Annotated in this window: 15 protein-coding genes; 8 read left to right on the plus strand and 7 right to left on the minus strand. The window is 69.0% G+C overall.

Features of this window, described 5'->3' with window-relative positions:
- Positions 1–82 precede the first annotated feature (82 nt).
- The 5 genes from O4G76_RS12230 to O4G76_RS12250 are packed head-to-tail and all read left to right on the plus strand — an operon-like array spanning position 83 to position 5630.
- The gene (locus O4G76_RS12230; protein WP_269397593.1) at positions 83–886 is read left to right on the plus strand and encodes a TRAP transporter small permease subunit; all 804 of its coding nucleotides are present in this window, start codon (positions 83–85) and stop codon (positions 884–886) included.
- Complete coding sequence (locus tag O4G76_RS12235; RefSeq protein WP_269397594.1) at positions 886–2481, plus strand: TRAP transporter large permease subunit; 1596 nt, start codon at positions 886–888, stop codon at positions 2479–2481. Before O4G76_RS12230 ends, O4G76_RS12235 begins: the two co-directional genes overlap by 1 nt.
- A gap of 53 nt (positions 2482–2534) precedes the next feature.
- Positions 2535–4028 carry a UxaA family hydrolase gene (locus tag O4G76_RS12240; RefSeq protein WP_269397595.1) on the plus strand — a complete coding sequence of 498 codons (1494 nt, stop codon included), beginning with the start codon at positions 2535–2537 and terminating at the stop codon, positions 4026–4028.
- A gap of 10 nt (positions 4029–4038) precedes the next feature.
- Complete coding sequence (locus O4G76_RS12245) at positions 4039–4755, plus strand: SDR family oxidoreductase (protein WP_269397596.1); 717 nt, start codon at positions 4039–4041, stop codon at positions 4753–4755.
- Entirely contained in the window at positions 4755–5630 is an 876-nt protein-coding gene (locus O4G76_RS12250) for a DMT family transporter (protein ID WP_269397597.1), read from the plus strand. Before O4G76_RS12245 ends, O4G76_RS12250 begins: the two co-directional genes overlap by 1 nt.
- Here O4G76_RS12250 and O4G76_RS12255 read toward each other — a convergent pair.
- From O4G76_RS12255 to O4G76_RS12275, 5 genes are all read right to left on the minus strand, one after another.
- Positions 5627–6382: an FCD domain-containing protein gene (locus O4G76_RS12255; RefSeq protein ID WP_269397598.1), complete on the minus strand. Its 756-nt coding sequence runs from the start codon at positions 6380–6382 to the stop codon at positions 5627–5629. The genes O4G76_RS12250 and O4G76_RS12255 overlap by 4 nt on opposite strands.
- Positions 6383–6399: 17 nt before the next feature.
- Complete coding sequence (gene denD, locus O4G76_RS12260) at positions 6400–7362, minus strand: D-erythronate dehydrogenase (protein WP_269397599.1); 963 nt, start codon at positions 7360–7362, stop codon at positions 6400–6402.
- Between the two features lie 52 nt (positions 7363–7414).
- Positions 7415–8428: a TRAP transporter substrate-binding protein gene (locus tag O4G76_RS12265; protein WP_269397600.1), complete on the minus strand. Its 1014-nt coding sequence runs from the start codon at positions 8426–8428 to the stop codon at positions 7415–7417.
- Between the two features lie 90 nt (positions 8429–8518).
- The gene (locus O4G76_RS12270) at positions 8519–9655 is read right to left on the minus strand and encodes a fumarylacetoacetate hydrolase family protein (RefSeq protein ID WP_269397601.1); all 1137 of its coding nucleotides are present in this window, start codon (positions 9653–9655) and stop codon (positions 8519–8521) included.
- 4 nt (positions 9656–9659) lie between these two features.
- Positions 9660–11057, minus strand: coding sequence for an FAD-binding oxidoreductase (locus O4G76_RS12275; RefSeq protein ID WP_269397602.1), 1398 nt, complete (start codon positions 11055–11057; stop codon positions 9660–9662).
- A 106-nt stretch (positions 11058–11163) separates the two neighbouring features.
- On the opposite strand from O4G76_RS12275, the gene O4G76_RS12280 reads away from it, so the two are divergent.
- The gene (locus O4G76_RS12280; RefSeq protein WP_269397603.1) at positions 11164–12087 is read left to right on the plus strand and encodes an NAD(P)-dependent oxidoreductase; all 924 of its coding nucleotides are present in this window, start codon (positions 11164–11166) and stop codon (positions 12085–12087) included.
- On the opposite strand, the gene O4G76_RS12285 is transcribed toward O4G76_RS12280, so the two are convergent.
- Both O4G76_RS12285 and O4G76_RS12290 read right to left on the minus strand, forming a co-directional pair.
- Positions 12072–12392, minus strand: a complete 321-nt coding sequence (locus O4G76_RS12285) for an AzlD domain-containing protein (RefSeq protein ID WP_085896993.1) — start codon at positions 12390–12392, stop codon at positions 12072–12074. The genes O4G76_RS12280 and O4G76_RS12285 overlap by 16 nt on opposite strands.
- A complete protein-coding gene (locus O4G76_RS12290) occupies positions 12389–13114 on the minus strand; it encodes an AzlC family ABC transporter permease (RefSeq protein WP_269397604.1) in 726 nt (241 codons plus the stop codon). The genes O4G76_RS12285 and O4G76_RS12290 overlap by 4 nt, the downstream gene beginning before the upstream one ends.
- Positions 13115–13242: 128 nt before the next feature.
- Between O4G76_RS12290 and O4G76_RS12295 the strand changes: the two genes are divergently transcribed.
- Complete coding sequence (locus O4G76_RS12295) at positions 13243–15021, plus strand: IlvD/Edd family dehydratase (protein WP_269397605.1); 1779 nt, start codon at positions 13243–13245, stop codon at positions 15019–15021.
- An 8-nt stretch (positions 15022–15029) separates the two neighbouring features.
- Entirely contained in the window at positions 15030–15767 is a 738-nt protein-coding gene (locus O4G76_RS12300; RefSeq protein ID WP_269397606.1) for an SDR family oxidoreductase, read from the plus strand.
- Positions 15768–15783 lie beyond the last annotated feature (16 nt).

The raw sequence follows: 15783 nt of genomic DNA on the forward strand, positions 1-15783 counted from the left end.
GGCCCGGCTGAGCGAAACCCGGCCCCCGATCCGTCGGGGGCCGGTCACGACAGAACCCCGCAAGGCGGCAAGGGAGAGGGCAGTGTCCATCAGGGCGACGACATCCATCAAGGACATCCTGTGGCCGGCGGTCTTCACCGCCTGCATGGCATGGCTGGTCTGGTACTTTCCGCGGTTCATCGTCTTCGCGGGGCTGGCCAACGACAACCTCAACTCGGGCTATCTCGGCGCCGGGCCGATCGATTTCGCGATCATGGCCGGGGCGGTCGTGGCGCTGGTGATGGGGCTGCGCCATGCCCGCACCACCGCGGGCGAAGGGGTGATCGAGACGCCGATCGACCGGCTCAGCCTGTTCCTCGGCCGGGTCACCATGCTGCTCGTGGTGATCCTCGTGGCGGTGATGTTCTACGAGGTGATGCTGCGCTACATCTTCGAGCGGCCGACGCTCTGGGCCAACGAGCTGAGCCTGTGGATGGCCGGGTTCATCTTCCTGCTCTCGGGGCTCTACTCGATGCAGCAGCGCAACCACATCCGCATCTACCTGCTCTACGACGTGCTGCCGCGACCGGTGCAGCGGATCTGCGACGTGATCTCCACCGCGCTGATCTGCGTCTTCGCCTTCGCGATGATCTGGGGCTCGTGGAACGAGGCGCGCGACAAGTTCCTGCGCTGGGAGACCTTCGGCACCGCCTTCGACCCGCCGATCCCCGCCACTCTCAAGCCGCTGGTGCTTCTGGTGATCGTGCTGGTCTCGCTTCAGGCGATCGCGAACCTGATCGCCGATTGGAACAAGGGCCCCGAGAGCCACGGGGTGATCGACGAGGGCGAGGTCGAGGACATGATCCAGACCGCCCGCGCGCAGCACGAACAGGGAAGACACGACTGATGTTCGATATCGGAACCATCTCGACGCTGCTGCTCCTGGCGATGCTCGGGCTTCTGGCCATCGGCATGCCGCTGGGCTTCGCCTCGGCCGTGCTCGCCGTGGGCGTGCTGGTGATGAAGTTCGGCCCGGACCTGCTCTTCGCCAATTTCGGCACCGGGCCGCTCAACATCCTGGCGCAGCGGATCTACGGCCTGCTCACCGACTACGTGCTGATATCGATCCCGCTCTTCATCTTCATGGCGAACCTGCTGGAGCGATCCGGCATCGCCGCCGAGATGTACAACTCGCTCAATGTCTGGCTGAACCGGACCCGTGGCGGCATCGCCATCGTCACCTCGATCATGGCGGTGATCATGGCGGCGATGTCGGGCATCATCGGCGGCGAGGTGGTGCTTCTGGGCCTGATCGCGCTGCCGCAGATGCTGCGGCTGGGATACGACCGCAACCTCGCCATCGGCACGATCTGCGCCAGCGGTTCCCTGGGCACCATGATCCCGCCCTCGATCGTGCTGATCATCTACGGGCTGATCACCGAGACCTCGATCAAGGCGCTGTTCACCGCTTCGTTCCTGCCGGGCTTCATCCTCGCCTCGTTCTTCATCATCTACATCGTGGTGCGCACCCGCCTGAACCCGGCGCTGGCGCCGCTGCCCGATCTCGACCCGTCCGAGCCGGAGCTGGCCGAGAAGCGCAAGCTGTTCGGGACCTTCCTTCTGACGATCATCGGCGGCTTCGCGGGCGCGCTGTTCCTGCGGGCCCTGTTCCTGACCGTGACCGGGCAGAACGCGGCGCGCGAAGGCGTGGCCGACATCGCCTTCGGCACCCCGGCATATGTCGCGATCTTCGGCGTGGTGACGCTGGCGGCGCTGGGGCTGATCTTCGGGGTGATGGGGCGCGAGCGGTTCCGCACCTCGTGGTCGATGGGCAAGGGCCTCGTCGGGCCGATGGTCGTCATCGGCGTGGTGCTGGGCTCGATCTATGGCGGCATCACCGGCATCACCGAGGCGGCCGGGATGGGCGTCATCGCGGTGGGCGTGATCGCCGCCCTCAGGGGCGAGATGAGCTTCAACCTGCTGTGGGAGGCGCTCAAGCGGACGCTGAAATCGACCGGCACGATCATCTGGGTGACGATCGGCGCGACGGCGCTGGCGGGGGCCTATACCATCGCGGGCGGGCCGACCTTCATCGCCTCGACCATCGTCGGCAGCGACCTGCCCACCATGGGGGTGATCCTGATCATGATGGCGATCTTCCTGGTGCTGGGCGCCTTCATGGACTGGGTCGGCATCGTGCTCTTGGTGATCCCGGTGTTCCTGCCGATCATCCTGCGGCTGCCGATCGAGGAAATCGGCCTGTTCGGCACGCTGGAGCCCGCGCATCTGTCGATCTGGTTCGGGGTGGTGTTCTGCATGAACATGCAGGTGAGCTTCCTCAGCCCGCCCTTCGGCCCGGCGGCCTTCTACCTCAAATCCGTGGCGCCGCCCGAGATCTCGCTGACCGACATCTTCCGCGGCTTCCTGCCCTTCATCGCGATCCAGCTCGCAGCCCTGTCCCTGCTGCTGATCTGGCCGCCGCTGGTGTCGGTGTTCCTCTAGGCCAACCGGGCGGGCCGTGACGGCCCGCCCCTCCCATTCGAGAGACCTCGCCCATGTCCGCCCTGATCCGACTAGACGCCGCAGACAACGTCGCCACCGCGCGCCGCGCCATCAGCCCCGGCGAGGAGGGGGCGACGACCCCGGTGCCGCGCGGCCACAAGATGGCGCTGGAGCCGATCCCCGCAGGGGCGGCCGTGACCAAATACGCGCAGGTGATCGGTTACGCCGCCGAGGACATCCCGGCGGGGGCGCATGTGCATGTCCACAACCTCGCCTTCCGCGACATCGACCACGAACACGCCTTCGGCTCGAACCTGCGGCCCGCGCCTGCGCCCGAGCGGCGCGATCACTTCATGGGCTACCGACGGGCCACCGGGCGGGTCGGCACCCGCAACTACATCGCGGTGCTCACATCGGTGAACTGCTCGGCCACCGCGGCGCGGCTGATCGCGCAGGCCTTCACGCCCGAGAAGCTGGCCGCCTATCCCAATGTCGACGGCGTCGTGGCCTTCGTGCATGGCACGGGCTGCGCCATGGGCGGCGACGGCACCGGGTTCGAGCTGTTGCAGCGGACGCTGTGGGGCTATGCGCGCAACCCCAATGTCGGCGGCGTGCTGATGGCGGGGCTGGGCTGCGAGATGATGCAGATCGACTGGCTGATCGAGGCTTACGGCCTCACCCCCGGCCCGCTGTTCCGCACGATGAACATCCAGGACGTGGGCGGGCTGCGCCGCACGGTCGAGGCCGGTGTGGCGGCGATCGAGGAGATGCTGCCCGAGGTCGACAAGGCGCGGCGCGAGGAATGCCCGGCCTCGGAGCTGATGGTGGCGCTGCAATGCGGCGGCTCGGACGCGTGGTCGGGGATCACCGCCAACCCGGCGGTCGGTTACGCCTGCGACCTTCTGGTGGCGCAGGGCGGCACCGGGGTGCTGGCCGAGACGCCCGAGATCTACGGCGCCGAGCACCTGCTGACCGCGCGCGCGGCGAAGCCGGAGGTCGGCGAGAAGCTGATCGGGCTGATCGAGTGGTGGCGCGACTACACCGCGCGCAACCGCGGCTCGATGGACAACAACCCCTCGCCCGGCAACAAGGCGGGCGGGCTGACGACGATCCTCGAGAAATCACTCGGCGCGGCGGCCAAGGGCGGCACGACGCCGCTCATGGGCGTCTACCGCTATGCCGAGCCGGTGACCGAAAAGGGCTTCGTCTTCATGGACAGCCCCGGCTACGATCCGGCCAGCGTGACCGGGCAGATCGCGAGCGGTTGCAACCTCGTGGCCTTCACCACCGGGCGCGGCTCGGCCTTCGGCGCCAAGCCGTCGCCCTCGATGAAGATCGCGACCAATTCCGAGATGTTCGCCCGGATGGAGGAGGACATGGACATCGATGCGGGCCGCATCCTGACGGGCGGCGCGACGGTCGAGCAGGTCGGGCGCGAGATCTACGAGACATGGCTGCGCATGGCCTCGGGCGAGACATCGAAATCCGAGGCGCAGGGGCTTGGCGATTACGAGTTCGTGCCCTGGCAGGTCGGGGCGGTGATGTGAGGAGAGGCAGATGAGACTGACAGGCAAGCGCGCCTTCGTCACGGCGGCGGGGCAGGGGATCGGCCGGGCCATCGCCGAGGCCTATGCCCGCGAGGGGGCCGAGGTGCTCGCGACCGATCTCGACGGCGGCAAGGTCGCGGATATCGGCGGCCGCGCGCTCGACGTGACCGACAAGGCGGCGCTGCAGGCGGCGGTGCGTGAGGCGGCGCCCGACATCCTCGTCAACTGCGCGGGCATCGTGCATGCGGGCTCGATCATGGAGGCCAGCGACGCCGATCTCGACTTCGCCTTCGCGCTCAACGTGCGGGCGCAGTTCCACGCGATGCAGGCGGCGCTGCCGGGCATGGTCGAGCGGGGCGGGGGGGCGATCGTCAACATCGCCTCGGTCTGCTCCTCGATCCTCTCGGCGCCGAACCGCTTCGTCTATGGCACCACCAAGGCCTCGGTCATCGCGATGACCAAGTCGGTGGCCAAGGATTTCGTAACGCAGGGCATCCGCGCCAACGCGATCTGCCCCGGCACCGTCGACAGCCCGTCGCTGCACGAGCGGCTGCGGGCCACGGGCGATTACGAGGCGGCGATGGCCGCCTTCATCGGGCGCCAGCCGATGGGCCGGATCGGCCGGGCGGAGGAGGTCGCGGCGCTGGCGGTGTATCTGGGCTCCGACGAGGCGGCATTCACCACCGGACAGGCGCATATCATCGATGGCGGCTGGGCCAACGGCTGATGGAGGCGGTGCGCCCGCGCGAGGAACGGACCGGCTTCGGACTGGTGCTGATGGGCTGCGCGGTGGGGTTCTTCACCTGCATCGACACCTCGGCGAAATGGCTGATCCTCGCCGGGTTCCCGGCCTTGCAGGTGGTCTTCGCGCGCTATGCGGGGCACCTGCTGCTGTCGCTGGCGCTCTACATGCCCGGCGGCGGTCTGGCACAGTTCCGCTCGGCGCGGCCGATGCTGCAATTCCTGCGCTCCTCCTTCCTGCTGGGCAGCACCTTTCTCAACTTCACGGCGCTGAACTACCTGCCGCTGACCGTCACCACGACGGTGATGTTCGCCGGACCGATCGCGGTGACGCTCCTGTCGATCCCGATGCTGGGCGAGCGGGTCGGCATTAGGCGTCTCGTGGCGGTGCTGGTCGGGTTCTCGGGCGTGCTGGTGGTGGTGCAGCCCTGGGGTGCGGCGTTCCACCCGGCGATGATCCTGTCGCTGGGCGCGCTGAGCTGCGCTTCGCTCTATTTCGTGCTGACGCGGATGATCGCCGGGGCCGAGAGCACGGCGACGAGCCAGCTCTGGTCGAGCGGGCTGTCGACGCTGGTGATCGCGCCGATGGTGCTGCCGGTCTGGCAATGGCCCACGACCCTGCTGGAGGGGGTGATGCTTTGCGCGATCGGGCTGTTCGGCGGGGTGGGCCACATCCTCGCCACCGTGGCGCATCGCTTCGCCGATGCCTCGCTGCTGGCGCCGGTGGTCTATATCCAGATCCTCTTCGCCTCGCTGGCGAGCATCCTCGTCTTCGCGACATGGCCCACCCCCTGGACGCTTCTGGGCGGCGCGATCATCGTCGCGGCGGGGGGCTATATCTGGAACCGCGAGCGGCGCTAGGCACCGCTGCCCCAGGCGCGGATGCGGTCGGCGACGCGGGCGTCCGGCGCGCCGCCCTCCTCGCGCTCGCGCCAGCGGTCGAGCAGCGGCTGGCCCGAGTTGCGGCAATGCACCCGCATGGCGCGGCGCGCGACCTCGGTGTCGGCGGCGGCGAATGCGTCGAGGATCGCGAGGTGTTCGGCCTCGTAGAAGCGCGCCACGTCGGCCGCGTCGCGGCGGTTGTTGGCACGGGTCCATTCGGGAAAGCGCCGGCGGGCGCGCCAGAACTCCTCGACGATGCCGACGAAGACCGAGTTGCCGGTGGCCCGCGCGATGGTGACGTGGAAGTCCCGGTCGAGCCGCTCGACCTCCGAGAGCGGCAAGGCGGGGTCGGCCATGCCGGCGACCAGCCCGCGCAGATGCGCGAGATCCGAGGCATCCACGAAGGGCGCGGCGGCGGCGGCGATCTCGGGCTCGATCCGGTAGCGCGCCTCGACCAGCTCGTAGAAGCCGGGCTGGGCCGGCGGCTCGGACGGGGCCTCGGGCAGCGTTTCGGCGACGAAGGCGCCGGCGCCGAAACGGGTGACCACGTAGCCCATCAGCTCCAGAGCGATCATCGCCTCGCGCACCGTGGTGCGGCTGACGCCCAAGCGTTCGACCAGATCCTTGTCGGCGGGCATCTTGGCGCCGGGGGCGAGATCGCCCGCGCGGATCGCGGCGGCGATCTCATCGGCCACGAGCCGGTAGCGCGGGGTCTGGATGATGGGCTTCACGCGATCCTTTCTGCGGCTCAGGCCGGCCGGTCGTCCTCGAGATAGTAGCGCACGTTCTCCTCGAAGCTCGCATCGGCCTCGAGCCCGAGCGCCAGCGCCTTGGCAGGATCGTAGTCGAAACGCCAGCCCGACACGATGTCACGGATCGCCGGGTCGTCCTCGAAGCGGATGAGCTTCGCCGGCTCGGGCCCCGCCACCGCCGTCATCGCCTCGATCATCTGGCGGATGGTGAGGGTGCGGCCGGGCATCGTCATGGTGCGGCTCTGGCCCAGATCGGCGGCCGCGATCTCGGCGCCGCGGATCAGGTTCTCGACGCAGAGCCGCGGGCTCAGGTAGTAATGCGGGAATTCCGGATCGACCGGGCAGACCGCCTCTTCGCCGTTCAGCGGTTCGCGGATGATCGAGGACATGAAGGAGGAGGCGGCGCGGTTCGGGCGGCCCGGGCGCACCGAGATCGTCGGCAGGCGCAGCGTCCGGCCATCGACGAAGCCCCGGCGCGAGTAGTCGTTGACCAGAAGCTCGCCGATCGCCTTCTGGGTGCCGTAGGAGGTCTGCGGGTTCGGGATGGTCCAGTCGCGGATCGGGTCGGGCACCTCGCCGCCGAACACCGCGAGGGACGAGGTGAAGACCAGCACCGGGGCGCGGCCCTGCAGGCGCAGGCTCTCCAGCACGTTCAGCGCGCCGTGCAGGTTGACGTTCATGCCGTCCTCGAACTCGGCCTCGGCGTGGCTGGACACCACGGCGGCGAGCAGGAACACCGCGTCGAAGCCCGGCGCGATGAGCGCGTTCACCGCCGCGCGGTCGGTGATGTCGCAGGCGGTGCGGGCGACCTCGAAGGGCGCGTCGAGCGGGGCGGGGGCGGCGATGTCGGCCAGCGTCAGCCCGGCGATCTCGCGGCCGCGCAGTTCCCCGCGCGCGATGAGGCGGCGGGCCAGCTTCTGGCCCAGAAAGCCGCCGCCGCCGATAATCAGGATGTTCATTGGGTCACTTTCCAGTCTGGGGGCGGGGGGCCGGAGCGGCCCCCCGGACGGCTCAGTCGCGCAGGCCGATCCGCTCGAGGAACTCGAGGTGGCTGTCGACGATGGCGCGGGCCTCCGGCGTCTTGGCGGCCCAGACCTCCCAGGTGTCGGTCGCGGCCTTGCGGAAGGTGGCGCGATCCTCGGCCGACCAGTCATGCAGCGTCACGCCCTTCTCGGGCAGCGCGTCGAGCGCCTCGCCATTGTCGACGATCACCTGCGTCATCAGCCCCAGCGCGAGGCTGTCCATCGAGACCTTGAGGATCTCGCGATGCGCCTCGGGCATCGCCTCCCATGTCGCGGTCGAGCAGGCGAGGTGGTCCGAGGACATCGAGTGGAAGCCCGGATAGGTGGTGTGGGTGGCGATGTCGTAGATGCCCAGCCCCACATTGTTGGCCAGCGTCGAGGCGTCGGCGCCGTCGATGATCCCGGTCTCCAGCGCCGTGAAGATCTCGGTGAAATCCATCACCACCGGCTTGGCGCCGAGCGCCGCGAAGATCTCCGACTCCATCCCCGGGGGCGAGCGGAACTTGAAGTTCTGCAGGTCCGAGATGCCGCTCAGCGGCTTGGTCGAGTTGAGCGATTCCTGCCCGCCGAGCCAGGCGCCGACGAACTCCATGCCGTTGGCGTTGTAGAGCTCGTTGATCTGCTCGCGACCGCCGCCATGCTGGATCCAGGCCAGGAACTGCAGCGGCGTGTCGTAGCCGCCCATCACGTCGGCCACGAACTGGAAGGCCGGGTTCTTGCCGGTCTGGTAGGAGCCGTTGGTCATGTCGCAGTCGAGGATGCCGTTGGCGGCGGCGTCGAAGGTCTCGGCGGATTTGACCACCGCCGAGGAGTAGAACATCTCGATCGAGATGTCCCCGCCGGACATCTTCTCGACCTTCTCGACCCATTGCGCGGCCTGCTGGCCGGCGGGCGATTCAGGCGATTGCTGGGTCTGGACGCGCAGCGTTGTGGTCTGCGCGGCCGCGGTTCCCGCGAGCAGGGCCGCGGTGCCGATGGCGGCGAGCGACGAGACGATCTTCATGGTTCCCTCCCTGTGAAATCCTCCACCGGGAGCCTGCCGCAGGGTCATCAAGATTGCCAGACAATTCGACAATCGGGCATGAGAAAATCGTCAGAGCAACCCGCGTCCGGCGAGGTTGCGCATCAGAGCGCCGGTGCCGAAGCACCATTCCGGGCATTCGGTCGAGAGCCGCACCGTGTTGCGCAGCGCGCCGAGGCGGTCCTCCTCGATCACCACCACGTCGCCGGTCTTGTGGGTAAATCCCTGTCCCGGCGCGTCGCGGTCCTGGATCGGCGCGAAGAGCGTGCCGAGGAACAGCAGGAAGCCGTCGGGATACTGGTGATGGCGGCCGATGGTCTGGGCGACGAGGCTTTCGGGGTCGCGGCTGATCTTCGACATCGAGGAACGGCCCTCCAGCCTGAAGCCATCCTCGCCCGTGACGTCGAGCCGCAGCTCGGCGGCGCGCATGTCGTCCATGGTGTAGTGTTCGTCGAAGACCCGGATGAAGGGGCCGATGGCGCAAGAGGCGTTGTTGTCCTTGGCCTTGCCCAGAAGCAGCGCCGAGCGGCCCTCGACGTCGCGCAGGTTCACGTCGTTGCCCAGGCTCGCGCCGCGAATCCGGCCTCGGCTGTCGACGGCGAGCACGATTTCGGGCTCGGGGTTGTTCCAGTTCGAGATCGGGTGCAGACCGACGCTCGCGCCCCAGCCGACGGCGGCCATCGGCTGGCACTTGGTGAAAACCTCCGCATCCGGGCCGATGCCGACCTCGAGATATTGCGACCAGAGCCCCTCGGCCTGCAGCACCGCCTTGACCTGCTCGGCCTTGTCGGAGCCGGGGACGATGCCCGACAGGCTGTCGCCGATCACGCCCTGCACCCGGGCGCGGATCGCCTGCGCGCGGTCGGCGTCGCCCGCCGCCTGCTCCTCGATCACCCGCTCGACCATGCTCTCGGCGAAGGTGACGCCCGAGGCCTTGATCGCCTGCAGGTCGGCCGGGGCGAGGAGATGCGGCGTGCCGGGGGTTTCGGTCGAGGCGGCGAAGATCTCCTCGACGGGGCCGATGTCCTCGCCCGGCGCGCCGCGCAGGTAAGCGGCGAGGTCGTCGCGCTCCATCAGGTCGCGCATCGTCGGGGCCTCGCGCGAGGTGATGTCGATCACCCGGCCCTCGCGCAAGGTGACGAGGGCGGGGCCCTGGTCGCGCTGGACACGACCGGCGAGCAGGGCGCGGGAATGGTCTTGGGGAAGCATCGGTTCAGCCTTCGTCGTCGGCGGGCAGCATCTTGCCCGGGTTGAGGATGCCCTTGGGATCGAGGGCGGTTTTCAGCGACCGCATCACCGCGACGGCATCGCCGTGCTCCTCGGCCATGTGGGCGATCTTGCCCAGGCCCACGCCATGCTCGCCGGTGACGGTGCCGCCGAGCCGCAGCGCGGTTTCGGCCAGCGCGGCGGTGAAGCGGTGGACGCGGGCGACCTCGTCGGCATCGGCGGGATCGACCCGCAGCCCGCAATGGAAATTGCCGTCGCCGACATGGCCGACGATGGTCGAGGTGAGGCGCAGTTCGCGGGCGAGACCCTGGGCATGGGTCACCGCCTCGGCCAGCCGCGAGATCGGCACGCAGACATCGGTGGCCAGCGTCCGCTTGCCGGGATCGAGCGCGCCGGTGGCGTAATGCGCCTGATGCCGCATGCGCCACAGCTCGCGGCATTCCTCGGCCCGGTCGGTCCAGCGGATCGCCGAGGCGCCGTATTCGCCGGCAAGCTCGCCGAAGGCCTGCGCCTGTTCGCCGACGCCGGTGGGGGTGCCGTGGAACTCGACGAAGAGATGCGGCGCCTCGGGCAGGTCGCTGCCCTGATAGGCGTTGAAGCCGCGCACCATCATCTCGTCGAGAAGCTCGATCCGCGCCACGGCGAGGCCGGACTGGATCGTGGCGATGACGCAGTCGACCGCGTCGGCGACGCCGCCAAAGCGACAGGTCGCGGCCGAGACCGCCTCGGGCTGGCCATGCAGCCGAAGCGTCAACTCGGTGATGATGCCGAGCGTGCCCTCCGAGCCGATCATCAGACGGGTCAGGTCGTAGCCCGCGCTCGACTTGCGGGCGCGGCTGCCGGTGCGGATGATCCGCCCATCGGCCAGCACCACCTCGAGCGCCAGCACGTTGTCGCGCATCGTGCCGTAGCGCACCGCCGTGGTGCCCGAGGCCCGCGTCGCGGCCATGCCGCCAAGCGAGGCGTCGGCGCCCGGATCGACCGGGAACATCAGCCCGGTGGCGCGCAGCTCCTCGTTCAGGCGCGAGCGGGTGACGCCGGGCTGCACCACCGCGTCCATGTCCTCGGGGTGTACGGCGAGGATGCGGTCCATGCGCGAAAGGCTTAGCGCGATGCCGCCCCGTATGGCGAGATGATGCCCTTCGAGCGCGCTGCCCGCGCCCTGCGCCGTGACCGGGCAGCCATGGGCATGGCATTCGCGCAGGATCGCCGCGACCTCCTCGGTGGTTTTGGGAAACACCACCGCGTCGGGCGGCGCGGGCGGGTAATGCGCCTCGTTCGCGCCGTGCTGGTCGCGCAGCGCCTCCGAGGTGGAGAGCCGGTCGCCCAAGAGCGGCGCGAGCGCGGCGATGGCCGCCGGGGCGGCGGGGTGAATGGTCTGCATCTGTCCTCCCAGCGCGGGGCTCGCGAGCCCCGCGCTTGTCCTCCACCCCGATTGGTATACCATTTTCGCGAGGCATCAAGCCGCAGGTGGCGGCGAGGGAGGAACAATGACGGACAAGTCGAAGATCGGCTTCATCGGGCTGGGCTACATGGGGCGCGGCATGGCCGCGAACCTGCTGCGGGCCGGGCATCCGATGATGGTCAAGGGCAACCGCGACCGCGCGCCGGTCGAGGCGCTGGTGGCCCAAGGCGCGGTCGAGGCGGCGAGCCCGCGCGAGATGGCCGAAAGCTGCGACATCATCCATCTGTGCCTGTCGAACTCAAAACAGGTCGAGGCGGTGATCCGTGGCGAGGACGGGATCTTGGCGGGCGCGCGCGAGGGGTTGATCGTGATCGACACCACCACCGCCGATCCGGTCTCGACCGCTTCGCTGGCCGGGGAGATGGCGGCGGCGGGGGTCACGCTGGTCGACGCGCCGCTCGGCCGCACGCCCAAGGAGGCCGAGGCGGGTACGCTCGACGCGATGGTCGGCTGCGACGCCGAGACCTTTGCCAAGGTGCGACCGGTGATCGAGGTCTGGGCCGGCAATATCAACCATGTCGGGGAAACGGGCGCCGGGCACCGGATGAAGCTGGTGATGAACTTCATCTCCATGGGCTATGCCGCGCTTTATGCCGAGGCGCTGGTCATGGGGGTGAAGTCGGGGTTGAGCCCGCAGGCGATCCAATCGGTGATCGGCGGCTCGCGGCTGTCGAACGGCTTCTTCGAGACCTTCATGCGGGCGGCGGTGGAGCGCGAGCGCGACGTGCACCAATTCTCGATCACCAATGCCGCCAAGGACACGCGCTATGCCGCCTCGATGGCGATGGCGGCGGGGATGGCCAATCCGATGGGCTCGGCGATCCGCGATGCCTTCGCGCAGATGGAGGCGGCGGGGAAGGGCGGCGACTACGTGCCGTGGCTGGCCGATCACGTGGCCGCGCTGAACGGGCTCGACCTCGAAGGCGCGGTGGCTCAGAGCAAGGCCTGAGCCGCGTAGAGCGTGGCGAGCCCGGCGGTGATCGCGCCGACCGGGCCGAAGCGCAGGCCCACGGCGACGGCCAGAAGCGCCGCGATGACCCGGGGGGCTTCGGTTTCGCCGCCGGTGGCGGCGGGCCAGAGCACGGCGGGCACGATCAGCGCCGGGAACACCGCGACGCCCACATATTTGAGGTGCAAGAGCAGCCAGTCGGGCAGCTGGCGTCCGCCCAGAAGGCCGAGAAAGGAAAACCGGATCAGGAAGGTGCCGAGGCCGAGCGCCAGCGTCAGACTCCAGAACTCGCCCGCGCCGATCATGCCGGGCACTCCGAACGCCGCGCCGCCCGGCGGCGCAGGAACAGCTCCGCCTGCGCGCCCGCGATCATCGCGGCGATGGCGGCGATCGGCAGGCCGAGATTCCACGGCAGCCAGGCAAAGCCGATGGTGACGATGGACGAGACCAGCGCCGCGAGCAGGTGCGGCAGGCTGCGCAGCAGGGGCGCGAGCAGCGCGATGAAGCAGACCGGCACCGCGAAATCGAGCGACAGCGAGGCCGGGATCGCCTGTCCCATCAGCGCGCCCGCCAGCGTGCAGCCGTACCAGATCGGGCAGACCACGGCCATGCAGCCGAAATAGTAGCGCAGCTTCTGCGACAGCGTCATGCCGGGGCTGTCCTCGTAGCGGCGCACCGCCACGGCGAAGCTCTGATCCACCATGAGATAGGCCGCGAGTGCCCGTGCGCCCAAGGGAGCCGCGCCCAGATGCGGCACCAAGGCGGCGGAATACATCGCCATGCGCAGGTTCACCGCCAGCGCCGCCAGAAGCGCCACGAAGACCGGCGCGCCGTCCTGCAACAGCGCCAGCGCCGTGAACTGCGAGGCCCCGGCGATGACGATCACCGACATCGACATCACCTGCAGGAGGTCGAGACCCGCATCGCGGGCGACGACACCGAACAGGGTTGAGAACGGGATCACGATCAACACGAAGGGCAGGCAGTCGCGAAATCCCGCGCGGAAGGGATGGCGAGGCGGCGGCATGGGTGGCTCCGGTAATGAGGCGACAGGGCCGGATTGGCTCTTGCATCTGGTATACCATCTAGCGATCCTGCCACAAGCAGACAGGCGATCCGCGATGTCGGGACGCCGCCGAGAGGGAGGAGAGGGCCATGGACACCCGCGCGAAGCGCAAGTTCCGCAGCCAGGAATGGTTCGACAACCCCAACAATCCGGGGATGACCGCGCTTTATATCGAGCGCTACCAGAACCAGGGCTACACGCAGGGCGAGCTGCAGGGCGAACGCCCGGTGATCGGCATCGCCCAGACCGGCAGCGACATCGCGCCCTGCAACAAGATCCACGTCTTTCTCATGGACCGGATCAAGGCGGGCATCCGCGACGCCGGCGGCATCCCGATGGAATTCCCGGTGCATCCGATCCAGGAGACCGGCAAGCGGCCCACCGCCGCGCTCGATCGCAACCTGAGCTATCTCGGCCTCGTCGAGGTGCTGCATGGCTACCCGATCGACGGCGTGGTGCTGACGACGGGCTGCGACAAGACCACGCCCGCCATGTTGATGGGCGCGGCCACGGTCGACATCCCCGCCATCGCGCTCAATGGCGGGCCGATGCTCGATGGCTGGTGGAAGGGCGAGCGCGCGGGCTCGGGCACGATCATCTGGGAAAGCCGCCGCCTGCTGGCCGAGGGCAAGATCGATTATGACGAGTTCATGGGCCGGGTCTGCGCCTCGGCCCCGTCGCTCGGGCATTGCAACACCATGGGCACGGCCAGCACGATGAACGCGATGGCCGAGGCCTTGGGCATGACGCTGCCCGGCAATTCGGCGATCCCGGCGCCGTTCCGCGAGCGCATGGCGATGGCCTACGAGACCGGGCGGCGCATCGTCGCCATGGTGCACGAGGATCTGAAGCCCTCGGACATCCTGACCCGCGAGGCCTTCGAGAACGCCATCGTCACCAACTCCGCGATCGGCGGCTCGACCAACGCGCCGCCGCATCTTCAGGCGATCGCGCGGCATGCGGGCGTCGAGCTGGACGTGACCGACTGGCAGAAGATCGGCTTCGACGTGCCCTTGCTGGTCAACATGCAGCCGGCGGGCAAGTATCTGGGCGAGAGCTTCTTCCGCGCGGGCGGCGTGCCCGCCGTGATGGGTGAGCTGCGCAAGGCGGGCCGCCTGCATGAAGGCGCGATGACCGCCTCGGGCAAGAGCATGGGCGAGAACCTCGAAGGCTGGGAGAGCCGGGACACCGACGTGATCCTGCCCTATGACGCGCCGCTGCGGATCAATGCGGGCTTTCTGGTGCTCTCGGGCAACCTGTTCGACAGCGCGCTGATGAAGACCTCCGTGATCTCCGAGGGTTTCCGCGAGCGTTACCTGTCCCGACCGGGCCATGAAGGCATCTTCGAGGCCCGCGCCGTGGTGTTCGAGGGGCCCGAGGATTACCACGAGCGGATCAACGACCCGTCCTTGGAGATCGACGCCGAGACGATCCTGTTCATCCGCGGCGTCGGCTGCGTCGGCTATCCCGGCTCGGCCGAGGTGGTGAACATGCAGCCGCCCGACGCGGTGCTGAAGGCCGGGATCAACCACTTGCCGACGGTGGGCGACGGGCGGCAATCGGGCACTTCCGAGAGCCCCTCGATCCTCAACGCCTCGCCCGAGGCGGTGGTGGGCGGCGGGTTGGCCCTGCTCGAGACCGGCGACCGGGTGCGGCTCGATCTCGGGGCCTGCCGCCTCGACGCGCTGGTGCCGGACGAGGAATGGGCCGCGCGCCGCGCCGCGTGGTCGCCGCCCGAGCTGCGAAACCAGACGCCGTGGCAGGAGATCTACCGCAAGAACGTGGGCCAGCTCGCCGATGGCGGCTGCCTCGAACTGGCCACGGCCTATCACAAGGTCGGCCGCGACCTGCCGCGCGACAACCATTGAGGCGAGAGATGAGCAAGACGATCCTGATCACCGGCGCGGGCAGCGGCATCGGCCGCGCCACGGCGCGGCGGTTCCTCGAAGCGGGCTGGCGCGTGGCGCTGACCGGTCGTCGCGAGGCGCCGCTGCAGGAAACGGCCAATGGCTACGACACGGCCTTGGTCCAGAGCTGCGACGTCACCGACCCGGCCTCGGTCGAGGCGCTGTTCGCCGCGATCGAGGGCAAGTGGGGCCGTCTCGACGCGCTGTTCAACAATGCCGGTACCAACGCGCCGGGCCGCCCGATCGACGAGATCCCGGTCGAGGACTGGCTCAAGGTGTGCGACACCAACATCACCGGCATGTTCCTCGTCGCGCGCGGCGCCTTCGGGTTGATGCGCCGCCAGCAGCCGCAGGGCGGGCGGATCATCAACAACGGCTCTATCTCGGCGCATGTGCCGCGGCCGGGCTCGGCGCCCTACACCATGTCCAAGCATGCGGTGACCGGGCTGACGCGGACGCTGTCGCTCGACGGGCGGCCCTTCGACATCGCCTGCGGCCAGATCGACATCGGCAACGCGCTCACCGACATGGCCGAGGCGATGACGCGCGGCGTACCGCAGGCCGACGGCTCCACGGCGGTCGAGGCGGTGATGGATGTGGGCCATGTCGCCGATGCGGTGCTGCACATGGCGTCGCTGCCGCCCGAGGCCAATGTGCAGTTCATGAACGTCATGGCGACCAAGATGCCCTTCATCGGACGCGGCTGAGCGCCGCGCCCGGCCG

The sequence above is a fragment of the Limimaricola sp. G21655-S1 genome (assembly GCF_027213785.1).
GTDB lineage: Bacteria > Pseudomonadota > Alphaproteobacteria > Rhodobacterales > Rhodobacteraceae > Limimaricola.

Bases quoted from the DNA above. Each gene is read 5' to 3' on its own strand.
- O4G76_RS12235 (WP_269397594.1), top strand. From the start codon at position 886: ATGTTCGATATCGGAACCATCTCGACGCTGCTGCTCCTGGCGATGCTC.
- O4G76_RS12285 (WP_085896993.1), bottom strand. From the start codon at position 12,392: ATGATCGGCGCGGGCGAGTTCTGGAGTCTGACGCTGGCGCTCGGCCTC.
- O4G76_RS12275 (WP_269397602.1), bottom strand. From the start codon at position 11,057: ATGCAGACCATTCACCCCGCCGCCCCGGCGGCCATCGCCGCGCTCGCG.
- O4G76_RS12300 (WP_269397606.1), top strand. From the start codon at position 15,030: ATGAGCAAGACGATCCTGATCACCGGCGCGGGCAGCGGCATCGGCCGC.
- O4G76_RS12250 (WP_269397597.1), top strand. From the start codon at position 4,755: ATGGAGGCGGTGCGCCCGCGCGAGGAACGGACCGGCTTCGGACTGGTG.
- O4G76_RS12295 (WP_269397605.1), top strand. From the start codon at position 13,243: ATGGACACCCGCGCGAAGCGCAAGTTCCGCAGCCAGGAATGGTTCGAC.
- O4G76_RS12240 (WP_269397595.1), top strand. From the start codon at position 2,535: ATGTCCGCCCTGATCCGACTAGACGCCGCAGACAACGTCGCCACCGCG.
- O4G76_RS12280 (WP_269397603.1), top strand. From the start codon at position 11,164: ATGACGGACAAGTCGAAGATCGGCTTCATCGGGCTGGGCTACATGGGG.
- O4G76_RS12265 (WP_269397600.1), bottom strand. From the start codon at position 8,428: ATGAAGATCGTCTCGTCGCTCGCCGCCATCGGCACCGCGGCCCTGCTC.
- O4G76_RS12245 (WP_269397596.1), top strand. From the start codon at position 4,039: ATGAGACTGACAGGCAAGCGCGCCTTCGTCACGGCGGCGGGGCAGGGG.
- O4G76_RS12270 (WP_269397601.1), bottom strand. From the start codon at position 9,655: ATGCTTCCCCAAGACCATTCCCGCGCCCTGCTCGCCGGTCGTGTCCAG.
- denD (WP_269397599.1), bottom strand. From the start codon at position 7,362: ATGAACATCCTGATTATCGGCGGCGGCGGCTTTCTGGGCCAGAAGCTG.
- O4G76_RS12290 (WP_269397604.1), bottom strand. From the start codon at position 13,114: ATGCCGCCGCCTCGCCATCCCTTCCGCGCGGGATTTCGCGACTGCCTG.